14 protein-coding genes and 1 riboswitch are annotated in these 13,027 nt (G+C 66.2%); all 14 genes read right to left on the bottom strand.

Annotation, left to right across the window (positions count from 1 at the left end):
- A partial coding sequence (locus Q0K43_RS02995; protein WP_297289088.1) for an aminotransferase class III-fold pyridoxal phosphate-dependent enzyme occupies window positions 1–479 on the bottom strand: 479 nt, incomplete at its 3' end.
- A complete protein-coding gene (hemB, locus tag Q0K43_RS02990; protein WP_297289087.1) occupies window positions 479–1,462 on the bottom strand; it encodes a porphobilinogen synthase in 984 nt (327 codons plus the stop codon). The genes Q0K43_RS02995 and hemB, both read right to left, overlap by 1 nt.
- A 1-nt stretch (window position 1,463) precedes the next feature.
- Window positions 1,464–2,948 (bottom strand): uroporphyrinogen-III C-methyltransferase, encoded by a 1,485-nt coding sequence (cobA, locus tag Q0K43_RS02985; protein WP_297289086.1) that lies wholly within the window; start codon window positions 2,946–2,948, stop codon window positions 1,464–1,466.
- Window positions 2,933–3,823 (bottom strand): hydroxymethylbilane synthase, encoded by an 891-nt coding sequence (gene hemC, locus Q0K43_RS02980; protein ID WP_297289085.1) that lies wholly within the window; start codon window positions 3,821–3,823, stop codon window positions 2,933–2,935. The genes cobA and hemC overlap by 16 nt, the downstream gene beginning before the upstream one ends.
- Window positions 3,820–5,466, bottom strand: a complete 1,647-nt coding sequence (locus tag Q0K43_RS02975) for an NAD(P)-dependent oxidoreductase (protein ID WP_297289084.1) — start codon at window positions 5,464–5,466, stop codon at window positions 3,820–3,822. Before Q0K43_RS02975 ends, hemC begins: the two co-directional genes overlap by 4 nt.
- Window positions 5,463–6,155 carry a precorrin-2 C(20)-methyltransferase gene (gene cobI / locus Q0K43_RS02970; RefSeq protein ID WP_297289083.1) on the bottom strand — a complete coding sequence of 231 codons (693 nt, stop codon included), beginning with the start codon at window positions 6,153–6,155 and terminating at the stop codon, window positions 5,463–5,465. The genes Q0K43_RS02975 and cobI overlap by 4 nt, the downstream gene beginning before the upstream one ends.
- A complete protein-coding gene (locus Q0K43_RS02965; protein ID WP_297289082.1) occupies window positions 6,152–7,000 on the bottom strand; it encodes an ATP-binding cassette domain-containing protein in 849 nt (282 codons plus the stop codon). The genes cobI and Q0K43_RS02965 overlap by 4 nt, the downstream gene beginning before the upstream one ends.
- Complete coding sequence (gene cbiQ, locus Q0K43_RS02960; RefSeq protein ID WP_297289081.1) at window positions 6,997–7,776, bottom strand: cobalt ECF transporter T component CbiQ; 780 nt, start codon at window positions 7,774–7,776, stop codon at window positions 6,997–6,999. Before cbiQ ends, Q0K43_RS02965 begins: the two co-directional genes overlap by 4 nt.
- Window position 7,777: 1 nt before the next feature.
- Window positions 7,778–8,074, bottom strand: a complete 297-nt coding sequence (locus Q0K43_RS02955; protein ID WP_297289080.1) for an energy-coupling factor ABC transporter substrate-binding protein — start codon at window positions 8,072–8,074, stop codon at window positions 7,778–7,780.
- Window positions 8,075–8,087: 13 nt separating this feature from the next.
- Window positions 8,088–8,807 carry an energy-coupling factor ABC transporter permease gene (locus Q0K43_RS02950; RefSeq protein ID WP_297289079.1) on the bottom strand — a complete coding sequence of 240 codons (720 nt, stop codon included), beginning with the start codon at window positions 8,805–8,807 and terminating at the stop codon, window positions 8,088–8,090.
- Between the two features lie 31 nt (window positions 8,808–8,838).
- Window positions 8,839–9,028, bottom strand: a riboswitch (cobalamin riboswitch).
- Window positions 9,015–9,800 (bottom strand): sirohydrochlorin cobaltochelatase, encoded by a 786-nt coding sequence (locus Q0K43_RS02945; protein WP_297289078.1) that lies wholly within the window; start codon window positions 9,798–9,800, stop codon window positions 9,015–9,017. Its footprint overlaps the riboswitch before it by 14 nt.
- A gap of 5 nt (window positions 9,801–9,805) precedes the next feature.
- Window positions 9,806–10,453, bottom strand: a complete 648-nt coding sequence (locus Q0K43_RS02940; protein ID WP_297289077.1) for a precorrin-8X methylmutase — start codon at window positions 10,451–10,453, stop codon at window positions 9,806–9,808.
- A 3-nt stretch (window positions 10,454–10,456) separates the two neighbouring features.
- Entirely contained in the window at window positions 10,457–11,953 is a 1,497-nt protein-coding gene (locus Q0K43_RS02935; RefSeq protein WP_297289076.1) for a cobyric acid synthase, read from the bottom strand.
- Window positions 11,953–13,008, bottom strand: coding sequence for a threonine-phosphate decarboxylase CobD (gene cobD, locus Q0K43_RS02930; protein ID WP_297289075.1), 1,056 nt, complete (start codon window positions 13,006–13,008; stop codon window positions 11,953–11,955). The genes Q0K43_RS02935 and cobD overlap by 1 nt, the downstream gene beginning before the upstream one ends.
- Between the last annotated feature and the right edge of the window lie 19 nt (window positions 13,009–13,027).

The raw sequence follows: 13,027 nt of genomic DNA, 5'->3' as shown, positions 1-13,027 counted from the left end.
CCCGCCAGGGCGGAGGAGCCGGCGTTCACCAGCAGGCAGTCGGAGTGGCCGTGGTAGCAGCCCTCAAACTTGATGATCTTGTCCCGGCCGGTGGCCCCACGGGCCAGCCGGACGGCGGACATCACCGCCTCGGTACCCGAGTTGACCATGCGCACCATCTCGATGCCCGGCACCAGCTCCACCATGAGCTGGGCAATCTCCACCTCCCGGCGGGTGGGGGCGCCGAAGGACAGGCCGTCCTTCACGGCCTTCTCCACCGCCTCCCGGATCACCGGGTGGTTGTGGCCCAGGATCATGGGGCCCCAGGAGCAGACGTAGTCGATATACTTCCGGCCGTCCTCGTCCCAGATGAAGGGGCCGTCGGCCCGGGTGATGAAACGGGGGGCCATGCCCACCGCCCGGTAGGCCCGCACCGGGGAGTTGACCCCGCCGGGCAGTACCTTGACGGCCTGCTCAAACAGTTCTTCCGAGCGTCCCATCAGCCGATGTCCCCTTTCTGAATGGCCTGAGCCAGTTCCTTGGCGTAGTAGGTAATGAGCATGTTGGCGCCCGCCCGGAACACGGACAGGGCGGACTCGCACATGATGCGGTACTCGTCGATGAGCCCCGCGGCGGCAGTGGCCTTGATCATAGCGTACTCACCGGACACGGAGTAGGCGCACATGGGCAGGTCGTAGGCGTCGGAGCATTCCCGGATCACATCCAGATAGCTGAGGGCGGGCTTGACCATGATGATGTCGGCCCCCTCCTCAATGTCCAGGGCGCACTCCTTCAGGGCCTCCTTCCGGTTGTGGGGGTCCATCTGGTAGCCTTTCCGGTCCCCGAAGGAGGGGGCGGAACCTGCCGCAGACCGGAAGGGTCCGTAGAAGGCGGAGGCATACTTGGCGGAGTAGGCCATGATGGGGGTGGTCTGATAGCCGTGTTCATCCAGGATGGCCCGGATGGCGGCCACACGGCCGTCCATCATGTCGGAGGGAGCCACCATGTCGGCTCCAGCCTGGACGTGGGACAGGGCAGTCTTGGCCAGCACCTCCAGGGTCTGGTCGTTGTCCACCTCATGGCCCCGGAGGATGCCGCAGTGGCCGTGGTCGGTGTACTCGCACATGCACACGTCGGTGATGACATAGAAGTCGGGATATTTGGCCTTGATGGCCCGGATGGCCTGCTGCACCACGCCGTTCTCATCCCAGGCGGAGGAGCCAATGGCGTCCTTATGGGCGGGCAGGCCGAAGAGGATGCAGTGATTCACCCCGGCAGCCAGGCACTCCTCCACCGCCTGGCACACGCTGTCGATGCCATAGTGATTCTGGCCGGGCAGGGCCTCGATGGGCCGCACCCCCTGGAGGGTCTCGTCCACAAAGATGGGGTAGATCAGGCTGTCGGGGGACATGCGGGTCTCCCGGCACAGGCGGCGCACCGCGTCATTGCCCCGCAGGCGGCGGGGCCGTTGGATCAGTTCCATATCAAACACCTTCTGTTATCAATTCCACCAGTGCGTCCATGGTGGCCTCACGGGCCACCCGCACCGGAATGCCATACTTCTGCGCTTGGTTGGCAGTCTGAGCCCCGATGCACATGCCCACCATACGGGAGAAGTTTGCGTCCTCCCCCACGGAGGAGACGAAGCCCTTCACGGTAGAAGCGGAGGTAAAGGTCACCAGCAGGCCCTCCGTCCCCTCCACCGCCGCCCGCAGCTGCTGAGAGCGGGGATTGTCATATACCGTGCGGTAGCTGGCCACGTCGTCACAGGCAATGTTACGCCTTGCCAGCCCCTCTGTCAAGGCGGGGGAGCCCTCCTCCGCCCGGAGGGCCAGTACCTTGCCGGTGGCGGGCAAGCCTTCTCCCAGGTGGGAGGCGTCGTACACCTCCGGCACATAGTCGGGCCGCAAGCCGTGGGCGGCCAGGGCGCGGGCGGTGCCGGGGCCGATGGCGGCCAGCTTCACCCCTCCCAGGGCACGGGTGTCCTTGCCGTGGCCCTCCAGCCAGTTCCACAGGGCCTCCACCCCGGCGGGGCTGGTAAGGGCCAGCCACTCATAGTCACAAAGCCGCTCCATTGCATTGTCTACAGCGGGACAGGGATTCAGGGGCACGGTGGCAATGCAGGGGTACTCCCACACATCGGCCCCCAGGGCGCGCAGCCGGGCGGATAGGGTGCCCGCCCGCTCCCGGGGTCTTGTGACCACCACCCGTTTCCCCTTCAGGGGCAGCTTGTCAAACCAGTCGAAGTCCTCCGCCAGGGCGCATACCTTGCCCACCACAATGACGGCGGGGCTCTCCACCCTGGCCTCCTCCGCCACGGCGGGCAGAGTGCCCAGGGTGGCGGAAATGCGCCGCTGGGCGGGGGTGGTGCCCCGCTCCACCACGGCGGCAGGCATGGTGGGCTCCATGCCCGCGTCCAGCAGGCCCTTGCAGATTTGGGGCAGGGCGGACACTCCCATCAAAAAGACCAGGGTGCCGCGGGTGCGCACCAGGGCCTCAAAGTCGATGTCCAGCTCCTTCCCCGCCCGCTGGTGGCCGGTGACGATGTGGAGGGAGGAGCAGCAGTCCCGGTGGGTCACCGGGATGCCCCCGTAGGCGGGGGCGGAAATGGCGGAGGTGATACCGGGTACCTCCTCAAAAGGAACGCCGTGCTGGGCCAGTAGCTCCAGCTCCTCGCCCCCCCGGCCGAAGAGGAAGGGGTCGCCCCCCTTGAGGCGCACCACGTTCTTGCCCTCCAGGGCCTTGTCCAGCAGGATCTGGTTGATCTGGTCCTGGGGTACCGGGTGGCGGGAGGCCTGCTTGCCCACGTCGATCTGTTCCGATTGCTCGGGCATCAGGGCCAGGATGGCGGGGCTGACCAGCCGGTCGTACACCACCACCTCCGCTTTCCGGAGGGCCTCCAACCCCTTCCGGGTCAGCAGGCCGGGGTCGCCCGGGCCTGCTCCCACCAGCGTCACTTTTCCAGGCATGGACTTCCCTCCTTCATGCGGTTTGCCAGCGTCTCCGCCAGCGATGTACCCTGCGCCCTGGGGCCGGAGATCCGGTCCCGGAACACCTGCCCGGCCTCGTCCACATAGAGGCCGGTGAGGGTGATGGTTTCCCCCTCAATGACGGCATGGGCGGCGATGGGGGCGGAGCAGCCCCCGTCCAACGCCCGGACAAAGGCCCGCTCGGCCCGGGCGCACAGGGTACCCGCCTCATCCACCACGCCGCTGAGATAGCTCAGATCCTCCCCGGCCCGGGTCTGGAGAGCCAGAATGCCCTGCCCCGCCGCCGGGATCATCTCCTCCACGGTGAAATACCGGGTGATGCGCTCCTCCAGACCCAGCCGTTTCAGACCGGCAGCTGCCAGCACCAGGGCGGAGTACTGGCCCTCGTCCAGCTTGCGCAGCCGGGTCAGCACATTGCCCCGCACCGGAGCCACCGCCATGTGGGGGAACAGGGCCTTGAGCTGCACCGCCCGCCGGGCGGAGGCGCAGCCGATGGGCTTGGCGGGGTCCAGTTCCGTCGCCCCCTGGGGCAGCACCAGCACGTCCCGGGGGTCCTCCCGCTGGGAGAAGCCCGCCAGAGGAACGGCCGGGTCCTCCTCCATAGGCAGGTCCTTGCAGGAGTGTACCGTCAGATCCACCCGACCGTCCAGCAGGGCGGCGTCCAGTTCTTTGACAAAGAGGCCCTTGCCGCCGATCTTGTCCAGGGTGCGGTCCAGGATCTTGTCGCCGGTGGTCTTCATGGTCACCAGCTCCAGGGTGATCTCCGAATGATGGGCGCGAATGGCCTCCATCACCAGCTCCGACTGAATGACAGCCAGCTTGCTCTCCCGGCTGCCCAAGCGTATGGTCTTCATTCCAATCCCTCCAGTACGGCCCGGATGGCCTTGGCGGCCCGGGCGGTGCGGGCGTGGTCGTCTCCCCGCCCGGCCACTCCGGCCACAATGTTGTCCCCGGTGCAGACGGCGGGGAAAAAGAAGGTACACTCCTCCGGGGCGTCGGCCACGCTGACGGGGATACCCAGGGCCCTGGCCTCCTCCCCCACGGCGCGGTTGACCTCCCGGCAGTCGGTGGCAGCCACGGCCAGCTCCGCCCCGGCCAGATCGCCGGGGGCGTAGGGCCGCCTCTCCCACTGTATGCACCCGTCCAGGGGTTTACATCTGGGGGCGATGACGGTGACCTCCGCGCCAAACCGGGAGAGTACCTCCGCCCGACGGCAGGCCACCGCGCCGCCGCCGATGACCACCGCCCGTTTCCCCATCAGGTCAACGAACAGAGGGAACCGCAGGTGTTTCTCCCCCGGCACAGCCCACCGGGGCTTGGCTGCGGTGTGTACTTCGATCTTGGCGGCGCACCGCTCCAGATCCTCCGGGGTCAGGTTGTCCTTCAGCCCGCCGGAGAGCAGATCCACCGCCCGGCTCACCGCCAGCTCCACCAGTTCCCGGGCCTCCGGCCCTTCCAGGTCGGTGGACAACACCCGGGCGGCTACCGCCTGCTTCACCCGCTCCAGGCCGGGCAGGCAGTTTTTGTAGTTCTCCCACTGGTTCAGCCGGTCCAGATACTTTTCCACAATGGCCGCCGCCTCCGGCGGAAGTTCCCGGCTGGTATCCACCCCCAGATCGTCCACATTGTAGAGGGTAAAGCCGGGCAGGGTAGCCACCTGGGGCTCGATGTCCCGGGGGATGGCCAGGTCGGCCAGCACCCTGGGCGGCCGGGACAGCTCGGCCAGCTCCCAGGCCGTCACGGTGTAGTGGGGGCTGGTGGTGGCGGAGAGTACCAGATCCATCCCCTCCATCGCTTCATAACGGGCCTCGTAGGGGGTGACGGCGCACCCGGCGGGCACCACCGTCTCCCCGTGGTGATAGCTGCGCAGGGTCACGGTGACGGCACATCCCGCCTCGTAAAGGAGGGAGGCGGCCAGACGGCTCATCTCCCCGTTTCCGATGACCAGGGCCTTCCGGCCCCTCAGGCCTCCCAGATGGGCGCCCAGCTTGTCCACCGCCGACCGGGCCGCCGAACGGGGTACCCCAATGAAGCGCACCTTGGTTTTGATCTCCTTACCGGCGGCGGCGGCATTGCGGAACAGGGTCTCCAGCATCCCGTCCGCCGTCCCCACCTCCCGGGCAGCCTGGACGGCGCCCTTCACCTGGGTGACGATCTGATCCTCCCCCCAGATCTGGGAGCGCAGGCCGCCGGCCACCTCCATCAGGTGGCGGGCCGCCTCCTCCCCCGTCCGGGTGACAAAGGCGGCCTCAAAGGGGGCGTACTCCACCCCCGCCTCATAGCACAGCAGCCGCCCGGGGTCGGGCAGCGGCCCCTCCCCGCAGGACAGGTACAGCTCGGTGCGGTTGCAGGTGGACAGCAGCACGCAGCCCGCCACCCCTTCCCGGCGGGACAGGCGGCGGTCCAGCTCCAGCACCTGGTTGCGGGTAAAGGACAGCTGTTCCCGCAGGTCGATGGGGGCGCGGTGCCAGTCCAGGCCGGTCATGATGAGCTTCACGCCTGCCCCCCCTTTTTCACCAGCACCACCGAGAAGTAGCCGCTGCCTTCCTCCAGGTCGGCAAAGCGGGGGCACACCAGTTCCCCCTCCATGCCGCAGTTGGCTACCAGGGAGGCCTTGTCCAGCAGGCCGTGGGCGGCCAGGGTCTCCTTCAAAGCGCCAATTTCCTTGCCCGCCTTCATGAACACCAGGTTGGCGTCCAGGTCCAGGCAGTCGGACACGTCCTTATGGGAGGCGGGGACAATGAGCAGCCGCTCGCTCTTCTCGCACAGGGCCATGTTCAGCTTGGCGGCCACGGCGCAGAAGGAGGGGACCCCGGGGATGATCTGGGCGTCGTATCCCCGGGCCACCACTTTTTTATGGAGGTAGAGGTAGGTGGAGTACACCGTGGGGTCCCCCAGGGTGATGAAGGCCACGTCCTTGCCCCCGTCCAGGGCGGCGCATACCAAGTCGGCGTTGCGCTCATAGGCCCCGTCCAGGGCGGCGTGATCCCGCACCATAGGGGCCTCGCAGGTGAGCAGCTCCTTGCCGTCGGCCAGCTCACCCACGATATTGAGGGCGGTCTTTTCCCCCCGGCCTGGGTCGGGCACAGCCAGCACCGCTGCCTGGCGGATGATGCGCTGGGCCTTTATGGTGATCAGTTCCGGATCGCCGGGGCCAATCCCCACGCCGTACAACATTCCTCTCATTGGTTTTCCTCCTTCAGCATGCGCAGGATCTCCCGCCGGGCCGCCCCGATGGTGGCGGCGGACCGGTCGGCGTCCAGGCCGTCCACATCCCGCAGTACCTCCATCAGGTGGGCGATGCGGGGCAGACGGAGATGATTGGCCCGCAGGGCCGCCGGGTCGGCAAAGAGCTGCTCCGGCGTACCCTCCATCAGCACCTTGCCGCCCCCCAGCAGGTAGGCGTAGTCGCAGTACAGGGGTACGATATCCATGTCGTGGGTGGCGATGAGTACCGTCATGCCCAATTCGTCCCGCAGGCGAGTGAGCAGCTTCATGATGTCGCTCACCCCCTGGGGATCCAGGCCGGCGGTGGGCTCATCCAGAATCAGTACCTCCGGCTCCATCACCAGCACTCCGGCGATGGCCACCCGCTTCTTCTGGCCGTAGGACAGGGCGTGGGTGGGTTTGTCCCGCAGATGGGACACCCCGGTACGTTCCAGGGCGTCCTCCACCCGGCGGCGGACCTCCTCCGCCGGCAGGCCCAGGTTCACCCCGCCGAAGGACACGTCCCGGTACACGTCGGCGGAAAAGAGCTGGTCGTCCGGGTCCTGAAATACGATACCCACCCGGCGGCGCAGCTCCAGCAGGCCCTTCTTGTCATAGCGCACCGGCTGTCCGCCCAGCAGCACCTTGCCGCTCCTGGGGGTAAGTACCCCGTTGAGGCTGAGAAACAGGGTGGACTTGCCCGCCCCGTTGGCCCCCAGGATGCCGGTGACCTTGCCCTGTTCCGCGGCGAAGGTGATGTGGTCCAGGGCCACGGTGCCGTCCTCATAGGTATAACAGAGATCTTCCGCCTGGATGGCCTTCATCCCAGCAGCCTCCCTTCCACAAACCAAATGGCAATCTGCCCCGCCGCCGTCAGGACGGCCAGGGGGAGCAGCCCCCACCCCGGACGGTAGGCGTCATTCAGAGTGGTCAGGCCGCCGGTATAGCCCCGGGACTCCAGGGCGGTATAGATCCGCTCCGCCTTCCGCCACGCCCGCAGAAACACCATGGAAGCCAGCATGCCCAGGGAGGACACCGACCGGCGGAAGCCGCGGTAACCCAGCCGGGAGTCCTGGGCAGTACGGATGTTGGCCGCCGTCTCCGCCAGCACGAAAATGAAGCGGTAGATCAGCTCCATCAGCTCCACCAGCAGCTTTGGCACATGGAGCTTTCCCAACGCCATGGTCAGATCGGTGACCGGGGTGTTGAGGGCCAGAAAATACATACACCCCACCGCCCCCAGGGCCTTACAGAAGATGCGCCCGCCCAGCCACAGGCCGTCGGCGGTGAAGCCCCACAGGCTGTCCCCCACCGGAATGGCGGCCACCACCGCCGTACCGGCGGGATAGGCCCCCGCCACAATGGTGAGGCAGCCGATGACCAGGAAGATCAGGGGCACTTTGAGAAAATGGAGGTACACCCTGGGGGACAGTCCCCCCAGGGCGGTGATGAGTACCCCCATCAAAATCAGGGTGGCAATGCCCACCGCCACGCTGTCGCAGCACAGGCAGATCACCAGGGCCACCACCGTCAGCAGCAGCTTGGGCAGCGGCGACACCCGCCGCAGGCAGGACTGATAGGCGTAGCGGTCGGTGCCCATATCAGCCTTGCCCCTCCGCTTTCCGATCCGGCTTTTTGGTGATGCGGCCCAGCACAAAGCCCACCACGCCCGCGCCAATGGCAGCCTGGAGGGCAAAGAGCATGGACTCCACCTCGCCGCTGGCGGGCTCCAGGATAGGCTCAAACCAAGGCTCATAGTCGGGATTGAGTTCGGTAATGGCCTCCTCGGCCTGGCCGTCCGCCCCGCCGAACTCGGCGTCGGGCAGCAGCCACAGGGGTACAGCGGCAATGACCGCCACCAACAGGATCAAAATCAAATTTTTCTGCCAAACTTTCATATCCGTCCCCTCCTTACAGCACCTGCAGCTCATGCAGCTCGGTCTTGCTGTACTTCTCCAGCACGTTGAAGATCACCACCGTGAGCAGGCCCTCGGCAATAGCCAGAGGGATCTGGGTGACGGCAAAGATGGTGAGGAACTTCACCATGCCGCCGTTGATGACCCCCAGCTGCACCGAGGTGACCACATAGGTGAACAGGTCGCCCAAGGCGGCGGCGGCGAACACCGCCACGGCAGCGGGGGCCTTGGTCTTCCGCAGCAGCTTGTAGACCAGCCAGGACAGGATGGGCCCGGCAATGGCCATGGAAAAGACGTTGGCGCCCAGGGTAGTGAGGCCGCCGTGGGCCAGCAGCAGGGCCTGGAAGAGCAGCACGATGAGCCCCAGCACCGTCATGGTGAGGGGGCCGAACAGGATGGCCCCCAGGCCCACACCGGTGGGATGGGAGCAGGAGCCGGACACCGAGGGGATCTTCAGCGCCGACAGCACGAAGGCAAAGGCGCCGCACATGGCCAGCAGGATCTTGGCCCTGGGGGCCTGATCGATCTTCTTCTTGATGGAGAAAAAGCCGGCCACCACGAAGGGCACGCACACCGCGCCCCAGCCGATGGCCCAGGGTACGGGCAGCATACCCTCGGCAATGTGCATGGCGGAGGCGCTCATGGTCATCAGACCCAGCAGCGCCGCCAGCACCGCCGCGGCGCGGACGGTTTTGTTGGCAGTTACAGTCCTCATAGTCGTTTCATCCTTTCCTATCACTCGTAGGTGGGTGGTTTCCGGTCCGGGCAAGGTTTTCCGGCTTGAGCCTCTCTGCCGCCGTGCGTCTTCCCAGGTCTCCCCAGTGACATGGTGCGTGGCGGCTCTTCTCTTACGGCAGCGGGACTGCGCGGGAGTTCCACCCGACTTCCCTTTTCCCGATCCATTTCTTTATTTCAAACAGGCTTACGCCTGGAGTTGTTCCCCTTCTTTGGCGTGCTTGACAAAGAGGGCCTGGATGCTGGGGAACTCCCCCAGCCCTTGGAGTACGCAGGTAACGGCGTATCCCTCCCGCTCCAGCAGGGACTTCCAGGAGTCCTCCTCCTCCCCCGCCAGGTCGTTCTTGGCGTGATCCCCCGCCACGATCATCAGGGGCCGCAGCTCCACTTTTGTGGCTCCCAATTCTTTGATACGGCGCACCGCCTCCCCAAAGCCGGGGTAGCCCTCCACCGTGCCGATGACCACATCCTTCCGGCCCAGGTCGTGGAACACATATTCCAGCAAGGCGTAGCAGGAGTTGGCAAAATGCTCGGTGCCGTGGCCCATATAGAGGATGGCCTTGCCGGTCTGAGGCTGGGGCAGGTCGGAAATCAGGGCCCCCGCCGCGTCCAGGTAGTCTCCCGTCTCGGTGAGCAGAGGCCGGCCGAAGGCCAGCTTCTCAAATCGGCCTTCAAAGGGGGCGGCCTGGGCCATCATTTTGTCGTACTCGTCGCCGTTCATGATGTGGGTGGGCTGGACCAGCACGTCGGTGTACCCCTCCGCCGCCAGCTTCTCCAGGGCGGCGGGCACGTCGTCGATGTGGGTGCCCTCCCGCTCCAGCTTTCTTAAAATCATGCCGCTGGTGAAGGCCCGGCGGAGGGTGCGCGCCGGAAAGGCGGCGGCCAGGGCCTTCTCGATGGCGGCAATGGTCTTTTCCAGGGTGTCCCGGTGGCTGGTGCCGAAGGACACCGCCAGAAGGGCTTGTGGTTTCATATCTTTCACTCCCGTGCGTTGTTGCTGGCCTGGTATAACAGGGCGTTGCAGATGGCGGCGGCAATGTTGCTGCCCCCCTTGCGCCCCCGGGCCACGATGTGAGACACATTCATGGTGAGCAGCAGTTCCTTGCTCTCCACCACGTTCACAAATCCCACCGGCGCCCCGATGACCAGGGCGGGGGCCATTTTGCCCTCCTCCATCAGCTCACAGGCCCGCACCAGGGCGGTGGGGGCGTTGCCGATGGCCAGCACCAGAGGGCCTTCCAGACGGGCCGCCCGCTCCATCGACACCGTGGCGCGGGTCTCCCCCCGCTCCTTGGCTTCGGCCGCCACGTCGGGGTCGGACATAAAGCACACCGCTTTCCCGCCAAACTTCTCCAGCACCTTCTTGTTGACCCCGGAGAAGGCCATCTGGGTGTCGGTGACGATGGTGCAGCCCCCCTTGATGGCGGCGATACCCGCCGCCACCGCGCCGGGGGAAAACACCAGATTGTCGGCATAGTCAAAGTCGGCGCTGGTGTGGATGGCCCGCTTGATGATGGGCAGCTGGTCGGCGGGGAATACCCGGTCGCCCAGTTCCTCCCCAATGATCTCCATACTTCTGGCCTCAATGTCGGCGGGAGCCACCCGCTGCAACTCGATTTTTTTCATGGGTCATTCCTCCCCGTTCAGGATGCGGTAGATCCGCTCCATGTCCAGACTGGCGCGCAGGCCGTCCGCCAGCTTGTCATACTGCCGCTGGGCATACTCCTGCCAGTCCACGCTGGCAGCCTGGCCCTCCAGACCCTTGGCCTTCATCAGGGCGTTCACAAGGGCCTCGGCCACGCCGGCCTTGTCAAAGATGCCGTGGACGTAGCAGCCCCACACGTTGCGGTTGCTGAGGCCGTCGGTGTGTGCCTCCCCGGTCTGGGTGGTAAAGCTCACCAGCGGCGGGGCGTCGCACTGGGTTTTCCCCATGTGGATCTCGTAGCCCTCAAAGGCCACGCCCGCCAGTTGGGAGAAGATACCCTCGGGGGCGGCAAAGGTACCGGCCACCCGGGTTCGGGTCTTCTCCCCCTGGAACACGGTCTGGGCGGGCAGCAGGCCCAGCCCTGCCAGGGTGCCACCCCCCTCCACCCCGTCCGGGTCGGAGACGGTACGGCCCAGCATCTGATAGCCGCCGCAGATGCCCACCACCGCGCCGCCTTTGGCGGCGTGCTTCAAAATGGCGCTTTCCAGGCCGCTCTGTCGCAGCCAGCGCAGATCGTCCATCGTATTCTTGGTGCCGGGCAGGATGATGAGGTCGGGGTGGCCCAGCTCTCCCGCGCTCCCCACATAGCGGAGGGAGACCTCCTCCATCCGCTCCAGGGGGTTGAAATCGGTAAAATTGCTGAGCCGGGGCAGGCGGATCACCGCCATGTCCACCAGGCCCACTTTATCGGATCTGGACAATCGGGCGGACAGGGAGTCCTCGTCGTCCACGTCCACCTCCAGCATGGGTACCACGCCCAACACCGGCTTGCCCGCCAGTTCCTCCAGCTGGGTGAGGCCGGGGCGGAGTATCTCCACATCCCCCCGGAACTTGTTGATGATGAGGCCCTTTATCAGGTCCTGCTCATCGGGGGAGAGCAGCTTCACCGTGCCGTAGAGGGAGGCGAACACACCTCCCCGGTCGATGTCGCCGCACAGCAGCACGGGGGCCTTTGCCATGCGGGCCATGCCCATGTTGACGATATCATCCTCTTTCAGGTTGATCTCCGCCGGGCTGCCCGCCCCCTCGATGACGATGATATCATACTCCGCCGCCAGGGAGGAATAGGCCTCCATCACGTCGGGAACGAGATTTTTCTTATACTTAAAGTAATCTCCCGCCTTCATAGTACCCCGGGGAATCCCGTTGACGATGACCTGGGAGCCCACGTCGCTGGTGGGCTTGAGGAGGATGGGGTTCATCCGCACGTCGGGAGCCACCCCCGCCGCCTCGGCCTGCATGACCTGGGCGCGGCCCATCTCCAGCCCGTCGGGGGTGATGGCGGAGTTGAGGGCCATGTTCTGGGACTTGAAGGGGGCCACCTTGTAGCCGTCCTGTTTGAAGATACGGCACAGCCCCGCCGCCAGCAGGGACTTGCCGGCATTGGAGGCGGTACCCTGAATCATGATCGCTTTTGCCATTACAGCACCTCCCTGAGGGCGGCCAGCAGCCGCTGGTTTTCTCTCTCGCTCCGGATACACACCCGGTACCAGTCCGGGCCCAGGCCGTGGTAGTTGGCGCAGGAGCGGATCAGCACGCCACGCGCCAGCAGTCTCTCTTTCAGATCTGCCACGCCGGGCAGCTGGAACAGGAGGTAATTGGCCTGTCCGGGAACCACGGTGCAGCCCGCCTGCTCCAGCCCGGCGGACAGCTTGGGCCGGGCTTCCTCCACCAGGGTACGCCCCTCCGCCGCCCAGTGGGGGCAGCGGGTGAGGGCGGCCACGCCCGCCGCCTGGGCGGGGGTGGAGACGCTCCAGGGCTGGGCGAATTTACCCAGGGCCTCCCGCAGCCCCCGGTTGGCCGTCAGGCAGTAGCCCAGCCGCAGCCCCGCCATAGCGTAGCTCTTGGTGAAGGCCCGCAGCAGCACCAGGTTGGGGTAGTCCTCCAGCCAGGGGGCCAGCCCCGGCCCACCGGCGGCCAGAGGCAGGAAGCACTCGTCCACCGCCAGCACCGCGCCTACCGCACCGCACCGCCGGGCGATGGCCAGCAGCAGATCCTCACCGATCAGTCGCCCGGTGGGGTTATTGGGGGTACAGAGGAACACCAGATTCACATCCGGCCCGATGGCATCCAGGAAGCCCGCATCCAGGTCGAAGTTTTTGTTCTGATCCAGGGCGTACCGCGCCACCTCACAGCCCACGCAGGCGAGGGCCTGCTCATACTCGGAGAAGGTGGGGGCAGTGACCAGAGCCTTTCGGGGTCTCAGCGCAAAGGCCAGCCGGAAGATCAGGTCGGCGGCCCCATTGCCGCACACCACCTGCTCCTCCCCCACCCCATCGTGGGCGGCAATGGCCTGCCGCAAATCCCGGCACAGTGGGTCGGGATAGGGGGCCGACTGGTCCGCCGCCTGCCGGGCGGCCTCCCGCACAGCGGCAGGCATCCCCAGAGGGTTCAGGTTGGCGGAAAAGTCCAGGACCGCCCCGCCGTAGGCGGCCTGGGCGGTGCGGATATCCCCGCCGTGGGTGTAGACTGGCATAACAACGCTCCTTTTCGTA

Origin of the sequence: uncultured Flavonifractor sp., from assembly GCF_944383115.1 — a bacterium.
Taxonomy (GTDB): Bacteria; Bacillota; Clostridia; order Oscillospirales; family Oscillospiraceae; genus Flavonifractor.
The sequence above is the reverse complement of the archived record's forward strand: the minus strand, read 5'-3'. Positions and strand labels throughout refer to the sequence as shown.